Raw genomic sequence first — 25,608 nt, 5'->3', positions numbered from 1 at the left:
TAGATTATCTTACGTCTTAAACATTGCAAAGGCACTATGCTGCAATGTTTAAGCAAATCTCATATTTGAAAGGGTGGGAAAGACATTGAAAACATTGAATAATTTGAAAGACTATCAAAATGTCATTAACGGGAAGGCAATTCCATCATCTTCAGGTAATAAAATGGATAGCTATGATCCGGCAACTGGTAAGGTGTGGGCAACCATTCCTTGTAGCACTGTCGAAGATGTTGAAGCAACGGTGACGGCTGCTCGTACTGCCCTTCCAGGTTGGTCAGCGCTTCCTGCTAGTGAAAGAGCAAATTATTTACGTCGTATTGGCGATATGATTGCACAATATGGCGATGAATTGGCTGAACTAGAAACGAAAGATAATGGTTGGGTTATTCGTGAAACAAAGTTCGGACTTATTCCTATCCTATCAAGTATGTGGTATGATGCCGCAGCGGCAGCTACTAATGTTGGGAGTAAAGGCGAAACCGCGCAACTTGGGCCAAATACTGTAGGATTTACAATGCGTGAACCTTATGGAGTCGTAGTAGGCATTATTCCTTGGAATTCAGCATTATGGACATTTACGGTGAAAGCAGCAGCGGCACTTGCTGGTGGCAACACGGTCATCATTAAACCATCGGAATTAGCAGCAGCTGCACCGCTCCGTTACGGAGAACTTATTCAAAGTATTTTACCACCAGGCGTTTTAAATGTTATTTCTGGTACAGGCGCTGAAGTGGGCGATGCGCTCGTTCGTCATCCAAACGTCAATAAAGTAAGCTTAACCGGTTCAGGGAAAACTGCGAAAGCAATCGCCGAGTCCACTGCGCAACATCCTAAATCAATGGTATTAGAATTAGGTGGCAAATCACCGAATATTGTTTTTGAAGATGCTGATTTAGCGAAAGCAGCAAATGGCGTCACAGTAAATGGTATTTTCACAGGCAATGCAGGACAGCTTTGTGTCGGCGGCTCACGAATCCTAATTCAACGATCTGTCTTAGATAAAATGATTGCTCTAATGAAAGAAGAAATAACAACACATATTCAATTGGGCAACACATTAGACATGCAGACGCCAATGGGACCAGTTGCCAATGAAATGCAATATAAAAAGGTTTGCTCCTATATTGAGCTAGGGCAACAAGAAGGTGGAGAAATCATCGTTGGCGGACGCTTCGGTGGTGCCAACTTGTTACCAGGTCAAGATGATTTAGCGGATGGCTATTGGATCGAACCGACCTTACTAAAAGTAGAAAGTAATAACTTGCAAGTTTGCCAAGAAGAAATTTTTGGGCCAGTTGCTGTCGTGATACCATTTGATACAGAAGAAGAGGCACTTGCCATTGCCAATGATACAGAATACGGATTAGGTGCCGGTGTTTGGACATCTGATTTAAATCGTGCACATCGAATGATTCGCTCTATCGAATCTGGAAATGTGTGGGTAAATACGTATCGCATCGTTGGAACTGAACTTCCATTCGGTGGACAAAAAGCGAGTGGCTTTGGTACAGACTCTGTACTCGAATTCACACGTGAAAAAACATGCTATATCCAAATTGGCTAACGTCTAACGACGGATAGACAGGTATGAAAATATAATCGTTAGGACAAGTAAACATGAAACGGGGAATAGTATGCCACAAGCAAAAAATGGACTATTTTATGGATGGTATATTGTTTTAACAAGCTTCTTGATTATGTTTTCGGCATTCTCCATTGTAAATTCTCTACACAGTTTATTTCTTGTGCCGGTAACAAGCGAATTAGGCATGACAAGAACGACTTTTTCAATTGTACTTTCCGTTGGAGGTCTTGGTGTTGCGATAGCTTCACCTTTTATGGGAAAGCTCCTTGCTAAAGGCAATATGAAGTTAATAATGTCTGTATGTGTTATTTTTGCAGGCTGTGGCTTTATGTTGTATTCCTTTGCGCAGTCGGCAATCTATTTTGCCATCATCGCTTTTTTTATAGGGGTATGTGTTGCTGGATTTTCCAATATTCCTATCTCCATTATGCTAACGAATTGGTTTTATGAGAAAAAGGGGCTAGCAATGGGATTGGCATTCGCTGGATCAGGTGTCGGGACGGCAGCACTTAGCCCTATTTTAACAACGTTAATTTCAAATTATGGTTGGAGAACAACTTATGTCATTGCAGGCGTACTAATTATCGTTATTTCATTGCCATTAATTTTATTTTTCACTAAGAAAAACCCTGCTGAAAAAGGGACGATGGCACTTGGTGCAGATCGTGTCCAAGAGGAGCAAGCGAATACGGCTCAATCGGGTTTAACGCTGGCTGAGGCAAAGAAATCAGGCGTGTTTTGGCTATTTATTTTCGGTGTCGTATGCTTTGCGCTTGTTGCAGGCGGGGTACAAATGCATATACCGGCTTATTTAATTGATATTGGCCATCCTGCGTTATTTGCTGGAACAATTTTCGGTCTGTTATCTTTATCAAATACTGTTGGAAAGCTAATTCTTGGAGCCATATTCGATAAATTTAGAACAACTGGCGGAATCCTATTTGTCGGTGTTTGTATGACAATAGCGATGGTGTCATTGCTAATGGCAAACGCTAAGAGCTTTGCATTTGTATTCGCGATCGCTTACGGATTTAGTATTGTCATTGCCACAATCGGCCCTCCGTTTATGACAGATGATTTGTTTGGCAAAAAAGATTTCGGTGCCATTTTTGGCTTCGTACAGGTATTCTTCGTTGCAACGAGCTCACTAGGCGTTATCGTTTCTGGTCTTATCTATGACCTTACAGAAAGCTACAAAGTGGCATGGATTATTTTTCTAGGTTTATTTATTCTTAGTATGCTTTGTATTTTAATCGCAAATAGTATGACAAAGAAAAAGCGCTCAAATGTTGAGGAAATTGTTATGGAAGAAAGTATTGAAGTTATTTAATATCGTTCGTATTTTTAAGAGAGTTTCCTCCAACAGGAAGCTCTCTTTTTGTTATGGCTTCATCAGCAACGTCAAGAGACTGATTGTAGCCTACTGCATTAAGTTAAAACTAATCAAATGAAAAAAGCAGAAATGGTGATCAATCCCCATTTCTACCTATCGATTAAGCAATTCGGCAAAGAGGAATCATAGAAAAAACCTATGATTATTATAGAAATTATAGAATTGATTGATAGGTGGTCGTTTTTTATAATTTTATATAAGCACTAATTATTGCGAATGGGGGAGGAACTACTGATGACAAACATTGCTGGTATTCATATACCTGACAGCCAATTGGCATTAGACGCACAGGATATTTTAAAGGAACATGGTTCACAATTGCTGTGGAATCATTCAAATCGAGTGTATTTGTTCGGTGCGCTACAGGGCGAAAAAGCAAAGAAAAAATATGATGGAGAGCTTCTATACGTAAGTGCCTTGTTTCATGATTTAGGCCTAACAAAGCATTATAGTAGCGAAGACAAACGCTTTGAGGTGGACGGTGCCAATGCAGCACGTCAATTTTTAGCCCATTATCAAATTGATGAAAATGCCATTCAGTTAGTATGGGATGCCATCGCCCTCCATACAACAATCGGAGTTGCTGAGCATAAAGAAAATGAAGTGGCATTGCTCTATGCAGGGGTAGGGCTCGATGTGATGGGAGAAGGCTATTATAATTTGACTGATGAAGAACGCAAAGCCATTATAAAAGCATTTCCACGGAATCAATTTAAAAAAGAAATTTTGCCAGCCTTTTTTGAAGGATTTAGACATAAGCCTGAAACAACATTTGGCAATATAAAATCGGATGTCTGTGCACTATATATTCCAGACTATAAACCTAAAAATTTTTGTGATTGCGTATTGCACTCACCTTGGTCTGAATAAATTAAGCGTAGATAAGGGGGATATATTGATGTTAAAACTTGCACAAAAGAAAATTCGACATGAAGCATTACAACATAAAATTGTATCAGCTCAAGAGGCCGCATCTTGGATAAAAGATGGCATGTTATTAGGGATGAGTGGCTTTACACGGGCGGGTGATGCAAAAATAGTACCACTAGCACTTGTAGAAAAAGCAAAAACGGAAAAATTCCAAGTGGACGTTTATACAGGAGCATCACTTGGTCCAGAGGTGGATCAACTGATGGCTGAAGCAGGGATTATTCGTAAGCGTGCACCTTATCAAGGTGATCCAGCTATTCGCCAACTAATAAATAGTGGAGAAGTATTGTATACAGATGCCCATGTATCGCATAATGCCGAATTAATTCGCCAAGGAATCGTTGGGCCGATTGATTATGCGATCATTGAGGCTACTGCGATTACTGAGGATGGCTTGCTTATACCGACTACCTCTGTAGGAAATTCTCCAATTATTTTACAAATGGCTAAAGAAATTATTATTGAACTAAACGTTTCGCATCCTGATGCACTGGAAGGTATTCATGATATCTATATACCAGATGTACAAGGGAAAAGGGAGCCAATCCCATTAACGCATGCAGGGGAGCGAATCGGAACAATCGGCATGCCAATAGATATGACAAAGGTACGTGGTATCGTGCTATCTGAACAAGCAGATGCGCCTTCTACAATTGTACAACCAGATGAAGAAACTGCTAATATGGCAGAGCATTTACTTAATTTTCTACGTGATGAAGTGAAAGCTGGCCGTTTAACAAAAACGTTAGCACCGCTCCAATCTGGTGTAGGATCGGTAGCAAATGCCGTTTTAAATGGGTTTTTAGAATCTGAATTCGAAGATTTAGAAATCTATTCGGAAGTATTGCAGGATGCGGTATTTGAGTTAATCGACGCAGGCAAAGTGAAATCTGCTTCTGGGACATCCATTACATTGTCAAAAGAACGTGGTGAGCAAGTATATAGTCAACTAGAAAACTATTTAGACTGTTTGATTTTACGACCTCAAGAAATATCGAATCATCCTGAAATTATCCGCCGTTTAGGTTTGATTTCGGTCAACACAGCACTTGAAGTTGATATTTATGGAAATGTAAATTCTACACATGTTTCTGGAACGAAGATGATGAATGGTTTAGGAGGTTCAGGTGATTTCGCACGCAATGCACGTTTAGGTATATTTGTAACGAAGTCCTATGCCAAGGGCGGTACTATTTCAAGTATTGTCCCGATGGTCTCTCATGTAGATCATACCGAGCATGACGTAGACGTTATTGTGACAGAGTTTGGTGTAGCGGATTTACGGGGCTTAGCACCAAAAGAACGTGTACCATTAATCATCAATCATTGTGCACATCCAGATTATCGTCCGCAATTATGGGCGTATTATCATGCTGCAGTAGAGAAAACAGGCAATCATCATACACCTCATTTACTTGAAGAAGCACTTTCATGGCATGTGCAACTTGCGAAAACAAAGACAATGAAAAAATAAAGCGAAAGATGGCTAAGTTTAGTACTTAGTCATTTTTTTCGTTAGCCCATAATATAAATCCACAGAACTTCACTTATTTACAGCGAAGTTTTGTGGATTTGTTTTGTTAAGAAGATTTTATTAATAGATGAATAAGATTTAGACTCTCTTTTGAAATAGAAAAACCAGCTTTTTTAAGTCCATTAATCATTAATTGAATGTAAGCTTTCGCTGCAAAATTAATGAATTTATCTTTTCTATATAATAGGACGATTTCACGTTCTAAGGGAGGATTGAATATTGTGCGCTTGCAAATCGTATTGGAATAATATTGGTCATAAAGTGTTTCTGAAATAATTGTTGCGCCAACATTTTGTTCAACTAAATTAAAAATGGCTTGAACACTCGCAGTTTCTATTTTTGGGTGGACATGAAGCTTTTCTTTACGCGCTACACGATCAATCAATTTCCTGCATTGATTGATTGCTGGAAACAAGATAAGTGGTGTCGTTAATACATCTTGAAAGGCGATTTTTTCAGACTCTATAGGATAATCACGATGTGCTACAAATAGCAGTTCTTCTGTAAACAGTGGAATCATGATAAGCTGCTCTTCTTCATAATCAAAATATTCTTGTTTATAGGAAATAGCAAAATCAATTTTATTGTCTTTAACCTGTTTTAATAAATCATCTGAACTATTAATACATACTTCTAAATCTGGGTAATCACGATGGTAGTCTGCTAAATAATTGGACACCAAATTTGTTAATTCACCAGGTAACGTACCAATTACTAATTTACCTGCTTTTAATTGTTTCAAGTCAATGATTTGATTGCTTGTATTATCGATGGCACGAAATATATGAATACATTGCTCATGCAATATTTTACCGGCTTCTGTAATCGCGATTTTTTTCCCTATACGATCAAAAAGTGGAATGCCAAGCTCCATTTCCAGTACTTTAATTTGTTGGCTTAGCGTTGGTTGAGAAATATTTAATTTTTCAGCAGCCTTTGTAAAATGAAGTTCATCACATAGTACTTTAAAGTATTCAAGCTGGCGTATTTCCATAGACGTACCTTCTTTATTTTTTTCTAATATTATAACATGCTTCAAATAGAGAATCTTACAATCTAGCGAATGACAACTTGGTTTTGATAATGCCAAAAGGCTTGTAAAAGATGGATTGTAATAGTAATTTTCAGCTTCGAAAGCCTACAAATCACGCATCTACAACCATCTTGTGAACCTAAAATTCCAGATTAAACGAGCGAATAGAACGTTTAGTATAAAGTGCTATCGGTTAACCTAATTGTATTAAAAAATACTTAAATGGAGGTGTGTAATGCTTGGATAATATGGCTAATTTGAATTTTCCTCCGTTAATGGTTGAGCTATTAGAAAAGTTTTCACCTTCCGATGACACAAACTTAAAGCCTTTACAAATAGAAGATAATACAGTATTTATCTTTTACTTAAAATCAGCAATAGATGGTGCTAAATTGCACGAAATGCTCATAAAGCCTTTTTTCGAAATGAAATCAAATAAAAGTTTTACATTCTATATTGAATCGTTACCGAACTTAACAAAAATGCAATGTGGGGAAGAGCTTCTAATCGAAATAACGAAGGGCTATGTACTATTAGCGATTAATGATGCTTTTTATTTGATTGATATTAAATTAGTCAATTCAATGGCTTTACAACAAACACTCATTGAGCCTACTGTATATGGACCTCAAACAGCATTAAGCGAGGATATTGAAACGAATTTAAACATCATTCGCCAGCGTTATCATGAACCAACATTAAAGTTTGACACGCATGCTTTAAAAGGAAAAAGTCACAAGACTTTAATCATTATGTATGATGAAAGAACAGTAAAGCAATCTGTTCTTCAAAATATTCAAGAAAAAATAGAAAATTTAGACGTCCCGCTTATTCAATCTACTGGAGAATTACAACTACACCTAAATGGCTCTAAATTTTCCCTTTTCCCCATTACCATTTTGACGGAGCGACCTGACCGTATTTCTTACAATCTGGCGGCAGGGAAAGTGGTAATTATGTTAAATGGGAGTCCTCAAGCTTTAATTGCTCCCGTTGTATTTTTTGACTTTATGACATCGATGGAAGATAACTACCATACTTACTGGATAACTACTTTTACATTAATTCTCCGGTATATTGGTTTATTTGTCTGTTTTGTATTACCTGCTATGTATGTTGCGATAACATCCTATACGCCAGACATACCAAGAACCGAATTGGCACTTACTGTTGCTGGGAGTCGAGTAGGCGTTCCATATCCGTCCTTTATCGAAGTAATATTTATGCTTATTTTTATGGAGTTTCTTACAGAGGCAAGCATACGATTGCCAAAGGCTATTAGTGCAACGGCTACGACAGTTGGTGGGCTAATTTTAGGGACTGCGGTTACTGAAGCTACATTAGCATCGAATATAATGATCATTATTGTTTCAGCTGTTGCCATTACAAGCTTTGTCATCCCGATTAGTGAGATGAGTTTTTCTATTCGAATTTGTAGGTATTTATTAGTCATCTATACTACGCTATTCGGTATGATGGGGTTAATTTTAGGATCTATATGGCTGCTAATGTTTTTAGTAAATAAACGGAGTTTTGGTGAGCCATATTTAAAAGTGTATTGGCGGTCAGATAGGAAGGAATTAGAGGTGCAATCAAAAAGATGAGCAGGTATCTATATTACTTTATACTTGTCACAATGGTTACAAATCTTATTGCATCAGTGCCCAGAATTTTAATGAGAGATAGTAAAGACGGCGTCATACTATCTATGATAATTGCAGTCATTTTCGGGGCTATTCTTACTATCATTGTCATTAATTTATTTAGTTACTTTCCAAATAAAAGCTTTCCAGAAATAATGAAGAAGAGTACGCCTAAATGGTTTTATTATCCCGTCTTATTCTACTTTGCCTGTTCATGGTTTGCAGCGGGGCTCATTACACTTACAACGTATGTCTTTATGTTTAATACATTTTTGTCCTATGAAACCTCTATAACCATTACGACACTTGCATTTTTATTGGTCATTTCTTTTGGCTTGTTCATAAAAGAAAAAAGTGTTCTTTATATGACTGAGCTAATATTAATCATTTTTTTACCAGTCATTATCTTTTTAATCATAAAAATATATACTGAACCAAAATTAGAATGGGACTTTGTCAAAATTGCATTTACGTACATCAATGATTATCCTAGCTATAATTCTTTTTCAGCATCTACGTATATTTTTATTGGCGCAGTGAACATCATTATTTTTAATAAATATATTAAAATAAAGAAAAAAGCCGGATTAAAGCAATTTGCCATATTAGGTATTGTAGGTGCCTTTACTTTATTTACAACTTATTTTATACCGATTGGATTTAACGGCTTCGAACAAATTGAAAATCTTACGTTTCCATGGATTACTACAAGTGATTCAGTACGTATGAAGTATTCACTTATTGAACGCGTTACGTTTCTTTTTGTCATTGTATTTATTGCGGTTGCCTTTATTAGCTTATTAATACATTGGTATGTGTCGTTAAAATTATTTGAAAGCATATTCCATTTTAAAAAATTGAAATGGAAAGAAACAAACCTCACACCTTTTTTAGTTGTACTTCTATTTGGGTTAATTGCATTAGCTACGACACGTGTCATAAATGAATTTGAATTAGTGAAATTATCAATGCTTTTTTATGATTTATTACCGTTATTTTACGGTGTGTTAATCGTTAGTTTACTAACTGCTAAACGGAGGCTCAAATTATAATGGCACATTTAAAATATTTTGCTATGATGGTTGTCGTTATGAGCTTTCTTACGGGCTGTGGATTTAAAGATATTGATAACCGAGTATTTGTTACAGGAATTGGAATTGATCCTTCCGAGAATGAGGAAGGGACGTATAGAGTCACTTTGAAATTAGCGATACCTGTTTCCATCAAATCAAAGAGTAATACTAGTTCAAGTTATCAGTTTTTAGTGCATGAGGGAGATAATATCGGAGAGATTATTCAAATTTTAGAGACTCATACAGATAAAGTTTTAGAGTTTGGACATGCAAAAGTTATTTTAATAAATGAAATACTGTTAGAAGAAAATTTAAAAAATTTTATGGATTATTTATTTAGAAGAGGGGATATCCAATCTATTGCATATATAGGTGCCGCTAGAGATTCTGCTGAAGAGGTGTTAAGAACTTTACCAAAAGGGGAATCTGTAGTAGCTTCTCCACTAACAAAGTTTTTTGGTGAAACAGGGAATGATAGTCCTTATGTCGTTTCTGTCTATTTATATGAAATTCGAAGGGATTTTCACAGTAAAGGGATAGATGCAATACTACCTATCGTTGAGACCAACAAATCAGGTACACAATTAATCGTAAATAAATTATTAGTAGTAGGCGATAAAGGGAAACCACTGGAACTGACGTCTAAATATACGCAAGCGTTTAATGCGCTTAAAAATAGCGTTCCTGGATATAGTTTTAGACTCGATAGCGAAGGTTACAAATTATTAATAAATATGACGACAACGAAAATGAAATACAACATCATACAAGAAAATGGACAACCGAAATCTATAAAGGTTAATGTTGAAATGTCTGGTACAATAAGTCAGTCAAATAAGACGTTATTAATGGATAAATTGGAAGACTATAATAAATTAGCTTCGAGAGAAATAAAACAGGAATTGGAAAAAATGTTTACTTCCTTTCAAGAAAAAGACCTCGATCCTTTTGGATTTGGACTGAGGTACCGAACAATGCAATTACATCAAAAGGGTACCATTAAAAAGTGGGAAAATGCTTATCCTGCATTACCATTTGATGTAACCGTAGACATCAATTTAAAAACTACAGGAACCATTGATTAATTTCTTTATAGGTTGTTATCTAGCACTTGTTAAGAACATGAACGATTAAATAATTTAAAGGGCCTTTCTAAATAGAAAGGCTTTTACATTTTATAAAAGCATATGTGTGGCAGAAGCGGAAGAACAATTTAAGGTATCTTTGCATAAGACATTCGTTCAAAGTCAGATGAAACAAAGATGTACCACAAGAAAAATTCTTCATCCATCGAAAAAGTAGACGAGCATCCTGAAAGAATAAGAAACAAAAGAGTTAATAACGAACATTTTTAAGGTAATTACATTTTAATGTTCGTATAAATTAATTGAAAATGCGCCTTGCTCATCAGCCGGACACTAGGCTAAATGTTTAAAACACGAACAATACATTGAATGCAAACTTAACATGGATGTTGAAATGTGGGAGCGGTATAAAATACATGAACGAATGGAATTTAATATTTTTGGGTCAGGATCGAATCAGCAGGGAAGAAATCAGTTGGAGGGGCTATTAACACCTGCATTGCAAAAAAGATGGTCACCTTTCACTAGCACTTTCATGGTGGGGGGGGATATGGTCAATATGGCATTTGCCATTATGGTTTATAGTTGGTTCAAATCAAACGAGCATGAATTTTCTTTGGTTTACACTTATTGCTTTAGCATTATCATTTTTAATGACAATCATTAATCAATACACGGTAAGTATTTTTCTCTGTATTATATTTCATGCTTTGGTCAATTCATTTTGGGAAGTGTATATTCCAAATTCAAATGTTTCGTCCGGGTTACTTACGCTTGTCTTTGCACTAATTATTTTTATTGCATTTGAAGTCTATCAAAAGAAGAATATAGCAAAACGTCATCATTTTCTTAATGGATAACAATCCATGAAGAAAATGATTTTATTTTAAAAGAGCGTTACTACACAACAATGTAGGAACGCTCTGATTGTATTTAATCGTATAAATTAGATGCGCCAGTGTCTATTTGGGCTTCAAAGTAACGGTTCCAAGGAAGACTTACATCTGAATCAGTTAATGTAGGAGCAGAATTAAAGAATACTAGACCTAAGCTTCTAGGCCCATTCATTTTTTCGATAACACGTCTGCCAGAAAAAGATTTAACAACCTCATTTTGTGCAGCTTGCATTTGAGTTAGCAGGTAATTATCAATAGCTTTTATTTGAGAAGATGACATTGTACTAGATTGTTCAGGCACACCACTTTTCATATTCCAAACATTACCTTTGTACGTATTAACAATTTCTTTTTTAACATTTTCTTGTCGATTCGCCTTGTAACCATAATCTTCGATAATTCGATCAATTGACAAAGAAGCAAAAGCTTTTGAAGCATCTCTCAGTTTAGTAGGATCTGTTTCATATTTCATAAAATTCATCCTTGAGCCTGCAGTACCTAAAGCAATACCCATACGATTTCCTAATGTATTCCAGGCAGAATACGCAAGCATACGAGAGGCATTTGTTCCCGCTAATATGTTGCTCATTATATAACTATCAGCATGATCACTATAAAAATCCAACACAACTGTAGGTATACTGTTTACCATATTGCTTTCAAAAGCAGAAACTAACGCACCGCGATAAATGGATGCAGGACTTAAAACTAGAAGACTGACATCAGCTGAATTTTTATCGGTTACATAAGTACCACCACTAATTTCAATTTGTTTCTTTAAAGTAGCGTGTACATTTTCATAACCGTATTCATCCTTAATGACCGTTGTTTTGCCGTCTGTTCCAAAATATTCAACATAGTATTTTAAAGATGGCTGATTGTAAAGCTCTTTCGTCATACGAGCTAATAAGTTTAGAGAAATACCGTCAATATCAGATACAATTCTTGATTTAGCGATCCCTAAGACGTTATTTTGTTGCCATGTAAGCCAATTAATCTCATTAGTTTGAATTGTATTTTCCAATGGATTTGAATCATCTACACCGAAAACGGCATAATCAATTTTACCAGCAGATGTTTTGTCAACGACTATTTTGTTTAAATCGAACTTTCTAGCTCTAGCTGCATAATATTTAGATTTTGTTGCTTCAGAAAGATTAGTAAATTGAATTTTTCCACCACCAGCTGGGTTATCTTTAACATAAGCAATATCATAGTTAGCTTTAACATTGGCGTGGCTTGAAGAATTAAGATTGCGAGGAATTTTCCCAAGTATACGTAAATTGTCATAATCTTTCTGTGTCAAACCCTCGTATTCTAGCGTGGACGCAAAACGCATTACAGAATCAAAAACATAAATAGGCTTGTTAGGGAAAGCTTTATCAATTTCATCAATAATATTTAAATTAGAAGTCCCTTGAGCAGTTGAGTACGCTGGTGAAAAGCTTCTAGATTCAACTAAACCACCAGAATGAATCATGTCAGCCGAAAAGATAAATCCGTCTGCTAAATGGTCATTATCTTTAATCCATTGAATAACAGCAGAAGCATCACCGCCATGTGACCCTGTACCTGTATAGTCTTCTTGTAAATTAGTAGCAATAATGTTTTTAGGTGGCATGATTAATTTAATACCAGCCGCGGCTGCTGCCTTTTTAACGGTATCTGTGTTCATAGGTCTGTCGTCCAAAGGCACAAGCATAACTGTTTTGTTTGGATTAGCTACTTCTGGAATAGCTGCTTCAGCCTTTGAGAAAGGAAGACTGGACAATATGAGTCCTGCTGCTAAAACGGAAACCATAATCTTTTTCATTTTATTTTTTTTCAAAATCAACTCTCCTTAGTTATTTTATTATAGAAACTAAGGACTGATATAAACCAATCCCTAGTTTTATAATCCAGTAGTTTAATATGAATATTGATCAATTTCAGCTAGTAATGATGAGCCTGATTGCCCTTCATTAGCTGTGATTCGGTCGAGTTGGTGTCTAGGAGAATCTTTAAAGGCTACGCCAAATTTAACGGTAGGTGCTAAATCAAACCCTACTTCTAAAGCTACTTTCTCAACAGTTGCATTAGTCTGACCGTATGGATAAGCAAGTGTTTGCGTATTTCCAATCCCTATGTTGTTTTTAATAGCATTATAGGAGGCTTGTAAATCTGCTTTAATACGAGCTTCATATTGTGTTTGTGTTTCATTGTAGTACGGTGCTGAAAGTAAACTTTGACTAGCGGGACCAGTAACTCCATCATGCTTTTTGTGAAGATCATGTGTATGGCTTTGGATATCAATTAGACCAGAATTTTTCATCATTTGAGCTTGATTCCAATCAAAATGCTTTAAAGAACCAGGAGTTTGTCCCATTTGACTTGAAACGACAAACATTGTTGCTTTCATCCCATACTGTTGAAGTATTGGGAAAGCTTCTGTGTAGTTATTTTCATAGCCATCATCAAATGTAATAATAATTGGCTTATCAACCCCTGAAGGTAAATTGCCAGTAGTTTTATATGTCAAATACTCATCAAACGAAATACCATCAAACCCTGCATTTTTTAAGGCAGCAATTTGCTCTGCAAATTGTGAAGTCGGCATCTCTGCTCCAGAACCAGTTCCAGTAGGTGCAGTTGAACTAATGCTGTGATACATAATAATCGGAAATTTAAAAGTATCATGCACAATACCTACAACATAGTTAGGTGAACCATCCCAATTCACTTCTGTATTATTAAAACCTTGAGAGAACGTTCTAGTTGGAACCATTGTTCTCCCACCTTTTATATAAGGGGCTTGTGGCAGTGTAAATGGAACACCATTTTTGTAAGCTGTTTTACTTCCAACAATTACTTTAATAACTGTTCCATCATTATCTGTAATTGTACTTTCCTTTGTTGTCCCGTTATATACAACTGTTGCCCCCATAGAGGGGATAATTTGCGAAATTGGAACCATAGTTGTTCCATTTAAAAGCTCTGGTGCAGAATCGGATGTAAAAGTAATTTGTTTACCATTTACATAAACATCTGGAGAAGAAGCAGTTCCTGCAAAAGCTTTTTCTGTAGATCCTAAAACACCAAAACTAATCGCTAAAGCAAGAGAAGAAGAAAAGATTTTTTTACTCATTCCTTTAATCCCTTTTTGGAAATCATTAGTTTTCAAAAGATTTTTCGGCATTATTTGTAGTACACTCCTTTTTTATCCATAATTTCCTATCTCGCTGGCATATACCCGTTAAAGGTGAAAGCCAAACCGAAATCCTTTTTCTTCACTCCTATTACACCCAAGAAAGGGGGTTATTAGTACTACTGTTAATAAGAACTATATTAATATTATTATATTATAATTTATATTTCACTATTTTTTTGTTACTTATAGAAATTACCTCATTTTAAATAAACTACCATTTTTCCTTATATAGTTGTATTCAGTAATTTCGAATGAAACTAATAAATTGTCGTCTAATAAAATGAGCAGGGATTAATGCTAATTATTTGCATATCAAAATTGTACATAAGTCCAAACCTCTTCAAAGCTGAAGTTCAGTTTATTGCAAAAAAGCCGCTTCCCTTTAAGGAAACGGCTTTATCGATGCCTATAAACTTTGTGATTGGAAAAATGAGTGTAAATTACAGTCATTTAACAAAAGCTAACTGTTGAAAAAGCATTTACTGCAGTAGAGAAGAACAAATTTGGGTAGTTTATAAGTGAAGGGGAAATTAATCCATTCTAATTTGCTTGGATTTGAAAATTATAATACAGAATGCTTTACAAAAAGGGGACCGTACATGGAAATTTTAATCTCAATATTATTTCTACTCGTTTTATTATTAGTTACAAATGTGCTCGCACATTATATTCCTTTCATTCCAATTGCTCTTATTCAAATAGCAGTTGGCATTGTCGTTGCTTTAGTAACAAAAGATTTCACCTTTGAGATTGAATCAGAATGGTTTTTACTATTGTTTATTGCTCCGTTACTTTATTATGATGGGGCACATTTTCCTCGTGAACAATTATGGAAAATGAGGTTACCTATTTTAGGTAACGCAATTGTTTTAGTATTATTAACTACTATCATTGGTGGTCTATTTGTGCACTGGATGATTCCTTCAATACCTTTAGCTGCTGCATTTGCATTAATGGCTATTTTATCGCCAACTGACCCAGTCGCGGTAAATGGTATCGCCAAAAGAGTCCACATTCCAGACCATATAATGAATTTGGTTCGTGGCGAATCTTTAATTAACGATGCATCGGGGTTAATTGCGTTTAAATATGCTGTTGCAGCAATTGTAACAGGGTATTTTTCAATGAAATCAGCAACAATTGACTTTATGTATATGTTCTTTGTAGGCGCACTTATTGGGATATTCGGTGCATTATTTCTGTTTTGGATACGCCTCCAATTACGGCGCATAGGAATTATAGATGTAACATTTTACGTACTGCTACAAGTACTAGCACCCTTTATTTTATTTTTTCTATCCGAAGAAGTATTTCACGCATCGGGTGTTATAGCTGTCGTTGCAGGAGGAATTATTGCAACCATTATTAAAGAAAAAGCAGTAAGTATTATTGCACAGGAACATTTAGTAACACAGCATTTTTGGTCAATGTTAACATTCACATTAAATGGAATTATTTTTATTTTACTAGGATTGATGCTACCTACTGCAACAAAACTTATACTCGTCAGTGAAGAAATTAACAATAGTGTGCTCATTTTATATGTATTGGTTATTGGTTTTCTGGTGTTAGGTATCCGCTTTATTTGGACGATGTTTTTCGATCTACTGGATAAAAAACTATTTAAAAGTGAAGATACTTTAACATTTAAAGATCATATCGTGACAACACTTGTTGGGGTTCGAGGAACAATCACGATGGTAGGGATTTTATCGATACCGTTACTAACCAATCAAGGGGAACTATTTCCTGAGCGGCAATTACTTCTCTTCTTAGCTGCTGGTGTCATTTTATTTACCTTGGTAATGGCTACTTTATTTTTACCTTTTTTAAACAAGCAGGAAGCACCACAACAATCCAATTTAATGAATGAAAAACGAAAGATGATTGAACATGCAATTCAAAGTATTCAACTTGAAACAGATGAGGAAAATGCTCCAGTTGCTTTAAGTTTAATAAATCAATATAACGCCATGCTATTAAATATTGAGCTAGAACAATCAGAGGCAGTACTTCAAACTTACAAGCAAAAAATACTGGAAGCTAGGAAAGTTGGGATGGAATTAGAAATATTTTATACACATCAATATATGACTGAGCACGGATTTAATCAAACAATCCAACATGAAATAAACTATATTCTTAAAGAAAGAAAAGATATGTTGAATAACCGTTCATTTACTTTATTAAAACGTCGTTTGCGTAATTTTTCACATGAACGCAAGTTGAGCAAACTACCTATCGATATTGTAGAACAAATAAATAATGTAAAAAAAGATTTAACGGATTATGTATCATCTTCAATTGTAAGGCATGTGCAAGAAACGAATGAACATTCTTTAGATATTGCGCAAAAAGTGGCGATGTACTATCGTCACCCACAATATGCTACTAATAAATTGGATTCTTCCAAACAGGAGGAACTAAAAGAATACTTAGCTTTAATAGCAATTGAAACACAACGAAGCCTTATAAATGAATGGTATCAAGCTGGAAATATTAATAATGAAGTGGCAAAAGAATTAAGAAGATTTGTTATTAATCTAGAAAGTGTTATTTTACTTGAAGAAGAAGAGTAGAACGTGAATGCATAGGTTCATTCTTCTTCGGAATAAATAGTTGTATTCAAGTTACAACACCAGCTATTATCAAAATCAAAAAACTGTGAAAGTGAAAATTTTTGCTTGTAAAGTGAAATGATTGATTATATTATTTATATTAAATAATTGCATAAGGCGACATGACTATGGACGTCATGTTAGCGAATTAACAAAGAAAATGTTTAAATGCAGCGCCTCCTAGCATCTTAGGAGCGCTGCATTTTTTATTTTATTTAGGAGTGAGAAGATGGATAAAAGAATTTACCTACTTGCGATTATTACTTTTATAGTAGGTCTAGTTGAATTAGTTATTGGAGGATTGCTTCCACTTATAGCTGAAGATTTGAATATTTCATATGGCCAAGTAGGATTGTTAATCTCAATGTTTTCGTTAAGTTTTGCAATATCAGGTCCCATTTTATTGTCTTTAACCTCAAAGATGGAGCGCAAAAGGTTATTTCTAATTGTCTTGTTCATTTTCTTTGTGACGAATATGATAATTGTGTTGAGTGATTTGTATGTTTTCCTTATGGCAGCAAGAATTTTATCTGCTATGTGCGCGTCGCTCCTTGTTTCCTTGTGCATCACAATCGCTTCTCAAATAAGCGATGATTCGCATACGGCAAGAGCAATTGGCCTTGTATTAATGGGGGTTAGTGCTTCTCTCGTTTTTGGAGTTCCGTTTAGTTTATGGTTGGGAAGCGAATTAGGTTGGCGAGCACCATTTTTATTTATTGCCATTTTGACATTGTTGCTTATGTTAATAGTATTTTTCGCATTGGGAAAAATTGAGCCAAATAAGAAATTGCCTTTGAAAGCACAAGTAAAAGCGATAAAGGATAGAAAAATTTTACTTATTCATTCAATCTCTATCGTGTTTTTCACGGGTCACATGACTCTATATGCTTATTTAACACCATTTCTACAGTCAACACTAAATCTATCAGAGAAATCTCTTAGCCTTATGTATTTAATCATTGGTTTATTCTCGATATTTGGAAGTTTATTAGGTGGTTATTTTACAGATCGTATTAGTGCAAAACGGACTATTATTTCAGTATTGTCCTTATTTACAATAACTATTATTGCGATACCACTACTGAAATTTTCCGTTGTTCTATTCATTGGGGCAATATTATTATGGAGTTTGCTAAGTTGGTCACTGCAACCTGCTATTCAAAGCTATATCGTTTCTTCTGCATCTTCTACATCCGATATCCATCAAAGCTTAAATAATTCTGGTGCTCATATTGGGATGGCTATAGGCTCCACAATAGGTGGAACTATTATAGACTCATATTATGTTGAATTAAATGCAATAATCGGTGGTACAATTACTTGCATCGCAATAGTCATCTCTATAATAACCTTTAAAATGCAAAGAAAATTAGGGTAATTGGAGTAGGTTAATCAAAAATACTATATACAGTCAATTTTTTGTACAATACTGGCAAGAAAAAAAGAATGTAATCATAAATAGGTTAAATTAAAACTAGTCCCCTAAAAATGGAGGCTAGTTTTATTTTTTATGGAATAAGCTAATTGTGCACTTTAGTTTAAGCAGACATTTCACTTTTACAATTGAATATATTTTGAATTAGAAAGCTAATATTTAATTGTGGGGGAGATTGTATGAACACTTCATAAGCTAAGAATAAAGAGGATTTAAAAATTTCCATCGTCATACCCGCCCTAATTTCCAGCAGAAAGTTTGATAAACATGGCGACTGGGTTTTACTTAGACGTCCGAAAATGATTCTAGCCTATCTTAAAGGAACAGACCAAAAATATGCGGATGAAGCATATTATGAAAATCAAGACAGATAAAAGGGAACAGCTTGTATAAAATCTATATAAATAAATTGGCACGTTAATCGAAGAAGGATTAACGCTTTTTTTGTTGAAGTTATCAAAAGAAATAAGTCTGGCAGATTGTTATACCTAACGATAAAGGAGGAGAGGAATAAATGGTTAAACATTTAATTATCGGCGACGTAACACAAGAACTAACTTCTACGCGTCGCATTTTGGAACGCTTGCCCGAGGAGCATATGTCATGGCGGCCACACGAAAAATCGATGACGCTCGGCGGGCTAGCCACACACCTGATCAACCTATTAAATTAGCAAATTGCAATATTTCAGTACCAGGACTTTGATCTTGCTACAGTACCGCTACGGCGAGAGGCTTTAGAAAAACGCTCTGACATTCTGGATGAGTTTGATATGAACGTCGGCAAGCTTGAAAAGTTACTGTCCGAATGCGACGATAAAACGCTTGGCGAAGAATGGACACTGCGCCATGGTGATTATATCATCCAACGAGAGCCAAGAGCGATTTCGTTCCGGACCTTTGGTATAAGCCATATGGTCCACCATCGTGCGCAGCTTGGGGTATACTTACGCCTACTCGATATTCCGGTGCCAGGTTTCTACGGCCCTTCAGCAGACGAGGAAGCCCAATGAATTTGTAGAATAGCTATTCAATAAAAGGTAGTCAAAAATAAAAATAAATACACCCCCTTATTGATGTAGTAAGGGGGTTAATAGCGTTGAATTTAGTATAATTAGATACCTTTCATCTGTTTTATTGTGTGTCAGCTCATGTTATAATGAGGAGCTTAAGATAATTAAGACTTTTTTATTTGAACGGATGCCAAAAGAAGCCTCCGCAGAACGATAAAGTATGGAGGTGTATGAGAATGAATAAACGTTGGACGATTGGTGAAATTAAAAAATTTGTTGAAAACAATTCGGAAAGTAAGTTGCTAACGACGGAGTATCTCGGATTTTCTCAAAAGTTACTATTCAAATGTGCATGTGGTAATAACTTTGAAAAAACATTTGCGAAATTTAAAAATAAAAACCAAACAAAATGTGAAGTATGCCAACCTATAAAGGAATCACGCTAAACGTAGTGCCGATTTTTATTTTAAAATAATTGTCGTTATTTTTATTAGTTTGATTTAAATCACCTTATTTCTATAGTTACTTTATAGATGAGGTGATTTTTTGGATATTTATTACTGAGTAGATTTTGATAGTTGATAATATTTGTGAAAAAGATATTCTTTATTAAACTAATGAGTTGAGTTAGTTCAATAATAAGAATTAACTTACCGGGTTGTTACTTATCAGGCAATGAGGAAGCATCAAAACATGTAAAATTCGATTTACCAAAAACAGGCGTATGTAGTATTAATCTTGTCAATCAAATACATGTTGTTAAAAAAGGACTATTAGTGCATGCTAACAGTCCTTTTAACTTAGTCTGTAGTTCAAAAGCTTTGAATAACTGAAGAAATAATTCAAAAAAACCGGCAAAATAATTGCGGTTTTAGGAACTTAAACTTATTTTGAATTATTTTCGTTTGCATAACGACCAGAAGCATATTTTTTGTTCGTTTCTGCTTGTTGATTTTGTTGTTTCACATGATTTACATCCGTTTCAGTCCCAAATTCCACATCCATTGATTTCATCGAGTTCGTTGAACCAGAAGCATATTTTTTCTTCGCTTCTGCTTGTTGATTTTGTTGTTTTACATGATTTACATCTGTCTTATATTGATTATTGTTAGCCATTGAAAATCACCTCCTGCAACTAGTCTGTACAGAAGATGATTTAGTATCCTTAATTTATTTTAGAAAAGGTTAACAAATCTCATTCAGGTAAAGTAACTTTGATAACTAAACGACGACCATCTAGATATAAGATATTTCACTTTATATAAAAATATAGCAATTTTTTGGGAAACTTGACTTATTTTTTATGAATTTATCTAAATATATTGTATTCATTTTAAATCTTTTTTAAAATGGAAGCGAATTCACATTTAAGTGCATGCACATTTGTTAATTAACATGAATTTCTTACTTTTAAGGAGGCATATTAATTATGAAAGCAGCAGTCGTAACAAAAGAAAAAAGTGTAAGTGTGGAAGAGAAACAACTTAGACCATTAAAACATGGTGAAGCATTAGTGCAAACAGAATTTTGTGGTGTATGTCATACAGATTTACACGTAAAAAATGCTGATTTTGGTGATGTAACAGGAATCGTTCTAGGACACGAAGGTATTGGTAAAGTTATTGAAGTAGCTGAAGGCGTTACTTCTCTAAAAGTTGGTGACCGTGTATCAATCGCTTGGATGTATGAAAGCTGCGGACACTGTGAATACTGCACGACAGGTCGCGAAACACTATGTCGTGACGTAAAAAATGCAGGTTACACAGTAGATGGCGCTATGGCTGAGCAAGTTATCGTATCAGCTGATTATGCTGTAAAAGTCCCTGATAATTTAGATCCAGCAGCCGCTTCTTCTGTAACTTGTGCAGGCGTTACAACTTACAAAGCTGTGAAAGTATCAAATATCCGTCCTGGGCAATGGATCGGGGTATTTGGTATTGGCGGTCTAGGTAACTTAGCTGTCCAATACGCTAAAAATGTTTACGGTGCAAAAGTAGTTGCATTCGATATAAATGATGATAAGTTAGCGTTTGCTAAAGAAGTAGGTGCAGACGTTGTCGTAAACTTATTAAATGAAGACCCAATTGCAAAAGCGAAAGAGCTGACAAATGGTAGAGGTTTAGATGCTTCAGTAATTACAGCTGTAGCTAAAACGCCATTCAACCAAGCGATTGATGTTGTAAAAGCTGGCGCACGCGTTGTCGCTGTTGGTTTACCTGTAGATACTATGGATTTGAATATTCCACGTTTAGTTCTAGACGGTATTCAAGTAATTGGCACATTAGTTGGAACACGTCAAGACTTACAAGAAGCATTCCAATTTGCAGCAGAAGGTAAAGTAGTACCGAAAGTAACATTACGTAAAATCGAAGAAATTAATGAAATTATGGAAGAAATGGAACAAGGTAAAATTACAGGCCGCATGGTTATTGACTTTACAAAATAAATGAATTGTTCATTGCAAGACAAGTGTAAATTAAATTTACACTTGTCTTTTTATTGTTATGGATATTTTATGTAAGGTAAGTAAGCTTGTAATCAGATAACACTACACACCAAATAATTTCGTTTACTTAAAATATATACCTTTGTCATATAAAAATCGTGATACTAATATTTTATGTTTAGTTGAAATCGAGAAAAATACATTAGGCTGTTAGTTCTTTATCAAATTATCTAACATGTAATTTTTTCACGACAATTTACCACGTAAAAACTATTTATATTTATTTACATTAGATATACCATTAAGTACTATTATGTTATACGATATATCGTATAACATAATAGTTTATAGAATGAAAGAAGGTTTGTAACCGATGGCATATAATGGGGGACCGATGACAGAAGCAATGTATTATGTATTACTAGCATTAATGCGCCCTAACCACGGGTATCAGCTAATGCATTCCATTACAGAAGTTTCGAATGGCCGATTAAAAATGGGACCGGGGACACTTTACGGTGTACTCTCCCGAATGCAAAAAGACGGTCTTATTTCATTAGCGGAAGATGATGGCAGAAGGAAGACCTATCAAATTACAACAGAAGGAGAGCAAGCGCTGCGTTTCGAGTACAGTCGATTAAAAGCGTTGATAAAAGATAGCCCCATTTTAGAGGAAGGTGATGAGCATGAATAAAATCGTCCGTAAACTTCGACCTAGTGATTATTGGCGCATCGGTGAACATGAATCTTGGTTTTCAGACATGGCAGCAATGGGGTTCCATCTAAAAAAGATGGGGTTACATTTCGCCCATTTTGGTAAAGGTGAACCGAAAAAAATGAGGTTCAGAATAGATGTATCCATAAATAAGAAGATTACGCCAGAACAAATACAGATGTATGAGGAAAGTGGATGGGATTATGTAACAAGCTATAATTTTTTTCACGTATATTCTTCACCCGTTGAACTCAACGCACCAGAACTACATACAGATCCCGCTGAGCAATCGCTATTCAACAAACTATTGTAACCGCCTTTATCGGATATACGACCTATAATGCGCTACAAGCAGCTTTTTCCATTCGTGCTTTGCGAAAAAATCTTATTGAAGGAAAACCGATTGATCATCATGCCCCTTGGAAAAAGCACTACCGATTAAATTCAACTTTAGCTTTCCTCATTACAGTAGTTATTGGATTGAGTGCAATACTTCCATTGTTACAGCTTGTAAAAGGGGAGACGAAAACATTGCCCAAAGAAAATGTAGATTTACCCATTGTCAGATTAGCAGATATCGAGAAAAATCCTGCATTAATTCGAGGAGAAACTTCATATATGAGAGATGGTGTTGATTGGGAAAACCGATATACATATAATTGGGGTCCATTAGCACCGGTGCAATATGATACAGATGAAAGTGGGATCGTTCCCGGAGAAATGTGGGAAGACGGGAGTGGTGAATATTCACCAAGTATTCATACGAAGGTTTATCAGTTGAGCATATCGGCTCTAACGGATAATCTGATCGCTGATTTAATAAAAAGATATAGGTATGGAGATAGTCATGAAGATTTTGTTGAAATAAATCATCCACAATTAGATCTATTGATTGTTCATGAGGAAGGGGCTTCAAAAGAAGTGTTTGCTTCTAATGGTAAAGCCGTTATATATGTTCGTTACTATGGATATGCAGAAATAAATTCAATAATAGAAAATCTAATAGAGAAGATTCATTTAATATCAGAATAAAAATTAATTCGACTTGTAGTAGACAGATTCAAACTCAATCTGGTCATAGCTCTAGCATTAGCAAATGCGGTTCTAAAGTAACGTCAAACAAGTTAGTTTGATGAAATCTTCAAAAAGGCTTAGCAGATTTTTCTAAGCCTTTTATTACTCTCTAGCTTCATTTCCATATTCTCAAGCATTTCATACATGGACAACATCCTCAATCGGCAAGTTCGCTTACATACGCTCTGGTTAGTGCTAACTCAGTATAGACCGCGTCTAGCTTGGCAAGATCAAATAAGGAATAGCCCAACTCAGCACTCTTTGTTTGTCCGCAATCTTGAATTTAAACCACATGTCACTTTTCATATTTGATTTGCCACGCCCCATTTGCACATTTTCTTTACTTTTTCGAACTTATTAAACTAAAGGCGTTCTCAAAAGAAATTTTCAAATTGAGTAAATATCTATTGCATATCAAAACATTAAATCATAATATAAGTATATAGTTATATACGGATAAATCACCTTTTTTTAACGAGGTGATTTAATTTAAACTAATATATAAGCAAATGATTATGTAAGGGGTGCAGATAATTGGAAAACACACTAATTGAAAAACAATTAAAAGCAGCAGCTGATTTGAACCGTATTAAATTACTTGCATGTATGAAAAATGGGGAGGTATGTGTATGTGATTTTGTGGATGTTTTAGGCATATCACAGCCAGCAGTTAGTCAGCATCTACGCAAATTAAAGGAGGCAGGCATTATTACGGAACGAAAAGTAGGGACTTGGAAACATTACCGTTTAGTAGAGGAACAAACGCCATTAATGAAGGGCATTTTAGAACAAATTCAGCCTTTAAACGGCTGCAACTGTAGCACAGATTGTAGCCATGTAGGGGGAACTGATAATGAGTAATGAATCTTTAACCAAACAGCTTTCTTTTCTAGATCGTTACCTTACCCTTTGGATATTTATTGCGATGGGTATTGGTGTTTTATTGAGTATTACGATGCCCAATATTGGTGAAGCACTAGAGTCCATGTCTATCGGTACAACATCGGTACCGATTGCTATAGGGTTAATTGTCATGATGTATCCGCCTTTAGCGAAAGTTAAGTATGAAGAAATGTGGCGAGTATTTAAGGATTGGAAGGTTCTTTTACTATCACTTTTTCAAAACTGGTTGCTCGGACCTTTTTTAATGTTCTTTTTAGCTATTATCTTTCTTCATGATTATCCAGAATATATGGCTGGACTCATTATGATTGGTTTAGCTCGTTGTATTGCCATGGTCATTGTATGGAATGATTTAGCACGTGGAGACCGTGAATATGTAGCTGGTCTAGTTGCCTTTAACTCTATCTTTCAAATTTTAACATATTCAATATTTGCTTACTTTTTCTTAAATGTATTACCTGGCTGGTTTGGTTTAGAGAATTTCCATGTCTCCATTTCCATGTGGGAGATTACAAAGAGCGTACTTATTTATTTAGGCATTCCATTTGCAGCAGGGTTCTTCTCTCGTTGGATAGGGATTAAGACGAAAGGGAAACAGTGGTATGAAGAAAAGTTCTTACCGAAGATTTCACCACTGACTTTAATTGCACTGCTGTTCACGATAGTGATGATGTTTGCCCTAAAGGGTGAGCAATTAGTCGAATTGCCACTTGATGTAGTTCGTATCGCAATTCCGTTATTTATATACTTTATTGTGATGTTTGCTGTTTCATTTTTCTCTTCACGTAAAGTTGGCGCATCTTATCCTGTTACAGCAGCTTTGTCTTTTACAGCCGCTAGTAACAATTTTGAGTTAGCTATCGCCGTAGCAGTTGGCGTGTTTGGCCTTCATAGTGGGGTGGCATTCGCTGCTGTTATTGGTCCACTTGTAGAAGTACCTGTTCTTATAGGACTTGTTTGGGTTGCCTTACGTTGGCAACAAAAATACTTTAAAACTAATAAATTATAAGGAGCAATCCTTATAAACTTTTAAATAAATGTATATC

Annotated in this window: 20 protein-coding genes and 2 pseudogenes; 18 read left to right on the top strand and 4 right to left on the bottom strand. The window is 35.4% G+C overall.

Translation table 11 applies throughout. The features are described 5' to 3' along the window. Window positions 1-85: 85 nt before the first annotated feature. The 4 genes from ACIP9G_RS01020 to scpC all read left to right on the top strand — a co-directional run bounded on the left by ACIP9G_RS01020 (window position 86) and on the right by scpC (window position 5,382). Window positions 86-1,564, top strand: a complete 1,479-nt coding sequence (locus tag ACIP9G_RS01020; RefSeq protein ID WP_401016717.1) for an aldehyde dehydrogenase family protein — start codon at window positions 86-88, stop codon at window positions 1,562-1,564. Window positions 1,565-1,634: 70 nt separating this feature from the next. Next, window positions 1,635-2,915 (top strand): MFS transporter, encoded by a 1,281-nt coding sequence (locus tag ACIP9G_RS01015; protein WP_340824600.1) that lies wholly within the window; start codon window positions 1,635-1,637, stop codon window positions 2,913-2,915. 294 nt (window positions 2,916-3,209) lie between these two features. Next, entirely contained in the window at window positions 3,210-3,848 is a 639-nt protein-coding gene (locus ACIP9G_RS01010; RefSeq protein WP_401018137.1) for an HD domain-containing protein, read from the top strand. Between the two features lie 28 nt (window positions 3,849-3,876). Further along, a complete protein-coding gene (gene scpC, locus ACIP9G_RS01005; protein ID WP_401016714.1) occupies window positions 3,877-5,382 on the top strand; it encodes a succinyl-CoA:acetate CoA-transferase ScpC in 1,506 nt (501 codons plus the stop codon). A 106-nt stretch (window positions 5,383-5,488) separates the two neighbouring features. Here the strand turns inward: scpC and ACIP9G_RS01000 are convergent, their stop codons facing one another. Continuing rightward, on the bottom strand, window positions 5,489-6,436 hold the full coding sequence (locus ACIP9G_RS01000; RefSeq protein ID WP_401016712.1) for a LysR family transcriptional regulator: 948 nt from the start codon (window positions 6,434-6,436) through the stop codon (window positions 5,489-5,491). Between the two features lie 287 nt (window positions 6,437-6,723). Here ACIP9G_RS01000 and ACIP9G_RS00995 point away from each other — a divergent pair, with 287 nt between their 5' ends. From ACIP9G_RS00995 to ACIP9G_RS00985, 3 genes are read left to right on the top strand one after another with little or no spacing between them, the layout of a single operon-like run. After that, window positions 6,724-8,079, top strand: coding sequence for a spore germination protein (locus ACIP9G_RS00995; protein ID WP_401018134.1), 1,356 nt, complete (start codon window positions 6,724-6,726; stop codon window positions 8,077-8,079). Continuing rightward, window positions 8,076-9,170 carry a GerAB/ArcD/ProY family transporter gene (locus ACIP9G_RS00990; RefSeq protein WP_401016711.1) on the top strand — a complete coding sequence of 365 codons (1,095 nt, stop codon included), beginning with the start codon at window positions 8,076-8,078 and terminating at the stop codon, window positions 9,168-9,170. The genes ACIP9G_RS00995 and ACIP9G_RS00990 overlap by 4 nt, the downstream gene beginning before the upstream one ends. After that, window positions 9,170-10,276 carry a Ger(x)C family spore germination protein gene (locus ACIP9G_RS00985; protein WP_401016709.1) on the top strand — a complete coding sequence of 369 codons (1,107 nt, stop codon included), beginning with the start codon at window positions 9,170-9,172 and terminating at the stop codon, window positions 10,274-10,276. The genes ACIP9G_RS00990 and ACIP9G_RS00985 overlap by 1 nt, the downstream gene beginning before the upstream one ends. Before the next feature lie 933 nt (window positions 10,277-11,209). Here the strand turns inward: ACIP9G_RS00985 and ACIP9G_RS00980 are convergent. Beyond that, complete coding sequence (locus ACIP9G_RS00980) at window positions 11,210-13,000, bottom strand: DUF4127 family protein (RefSeq protein WP_401016707.1); 1,791 nt, start codon at window positions 12,998-13,000, stop codon at window positions 11,210-11,212. A 78-nt stretch (window positions 13,001-13,078) separates the two neighbouring features. Continuing rightward, complete coding sequence (locus ACIP9G_RS00975) at window positions 13,079-14,296, bottom strand: polysaccharide deacetylase family protein (RefSeq protein WP_340824616.1); 1,218 nt, start codon at window positions 14,294-14,296, stop codon at window positions 13,079-13,081. A 662-nt stretch (window positions 14,297-14,958) separates the two neighbouring features. Between ACIP9G_RS00975 and ACIP9G_RS00970 the strand changes: the two genes are divergently transcribed. From ACIP9G_RS00970 to ACIP9G_RS00950, 5 genes and pseudogenes are all read left to right on the top strand, one after another. Beyond that, complete coding sequence (locus ACIP9G_RS00970) at window positions 14,959-16,938, top strand: Na+/H+ antiporter (protein ID WP_401016703.1); 1,980 nt, start codon at window positions 14,959-14,961, stop codon at window positions 16,936-16,938. A gap of 268 nt (window positions 16,939-17,206) precedes the next feature. Then, window positions 17,207-18,355: an MFS transporter gene (locus ACIP9G_RS00965; protein ID WP_340824619.1), complete on the top strand. Its 1,149-nt coding sequence runs from the start codon at window positions 17,207-17,209 to the stop codon at window positions 18,353-18,355. Between the two features lie 296 nt (window positions 18,356-18,651). Continuing rightward, window positions 18,652-18,786: pseudogene (locus ACIP9G_RS00960) on the top strand (glycosyl transferase family 2); the annotation flags it as partial. Between the two features lie 140 nt (window positions 18,787-18,926). Beyond that, window positions 18,927-19,424 (top strand): annotated as a pseudogene (locus tag ACIP9G_RS00955) (DinB family protein). Between the two features lie 236 nt (window positions 19,425-19,660). Then, window positions 19,661-19,870: a hypothetical protein gene (locus ACIP9G_RS00950; RefSeq protein ID WP_401016701.1), complete on the top strand. Its 210-nt coding sequence runs from the start codon at window positions 19,661-19,663 to the stop codon at window positions 19,868-19,870. A gap of 439 nt (window positions 19,871-20,309) precedes the next feature. On the opposite strand, the gene ACIP9G_RS00945 is transcribed toward ACIP9G_RS00950, so the two are convergent. After that, window positions 20,310-20,540 carry a gamma-type small acid-soluble spore protein gene (locus tag ACIP9G_RS00945; protein WP_340824624.1) on the bottom strand — a complete coding sequence of 77 codons (231 nt, stop codon included), beginning with the start codon at window positions 20,538-20,540 and terminating at the stop codon, window positions 20,310-20,312. Window positions 20,541-20,853: 313 nt separating this feature from the next. On the opposite strand from ACIP9G_RS00945, the gene adhP reads away from it, so the two are divergent. The 6 genes from adhP (at window position 20,854) to arsB (ending at window position 25,571) form a co-directional block, all read left to right on the top strand. Beyond that, entirely contained in the window at window positions 20,854-21,870 is a 1,017-nt protein-coding gene (adhP, locus tag ACIP9G_RS00940) for an alcohol dehydrogenase AdhP (RefSeq protein ID WP_340824626.1), read from the top strand. A gap of 373 nt (window positions 21,871-22,243) precedes the next feature. Then, complete coding sequence (locus ACIP9G_RS00935) at window positions 22,244-22,564, top strand: PadR family transcriptional regulator (protein ID WP_401016699.1); 321 nt, start codon at window positions 22,244-22,246, stop codon at window positions 22,562-22,564. Further along, window positions 22,557-22,898 carry a DUF2812 domain-containing protein gene (locus ACIP9G_RS00930; RefSeq protein ID WP_401016698.1) on the top strand — a complete coding sequence of 114 codons (342 nt, stop codon included), beginning with the start codon at window positions 22,557-22,559 and terminating at the stop codon, window positions 22,896-22,898. The genes ACIP9G_RS00935 and ACIP9G_RS00930 overlap by 8 nt, the downstream gene beginning before the upstream one ends. A 218-nt stretch (window positions 22,899-23,116) precedes the next feature. Beyond that, entirely contained in the window at window positions 23,117-23,617 is a 501-nt protein-coding gene (locus ACIP9G_RS00925) for a hypothetical protein (protein WP_401016696.1), read from the top strand. Window positions 23,618-24,193: 576 nt separating this feature from the next. Beyond that, window positions 24,194-24,520, top strand: a complete 327-nt coding sequence (locus ACIP9G_RS00920) for an ArsR/SmtB family transcription factor (protein ID WP_340824636.1) — start codon at window positions 24,194-24,196, stop codon at window positions 24,518-24,520. Further along, a complete protein-coding gene (arsB, locus tag ACIP9G_RS00915; protein WP_401016693.1) occupies window positions 24,513-25,571 on the top strand; it encodes an ACR3 family arsenite efflux transporter in 1,059 nt (352 codons plus the stop codon). The genes ACIP9G_RS00920 and arsB overlap by 8 nt, the downstream gene beginning before the upstream one ends. Window positions 25,572-25,608 lie beyond the last annotated feature (37 nt).

The sequence above is a fragment of the Lysinibacillus sp. NPDC093197 genome (assembly GCF_044754025.1).
GTDB lineage: Bacteria > Bacillota > Bacilli > Bacillales_A > Planococcaceae > Lysinibacillus.
The sequence above is the reverse complement of the archived record's forward strand: the minus strand, read 5'-3'. Positions and strand labels throughout refer to the sequence as shown.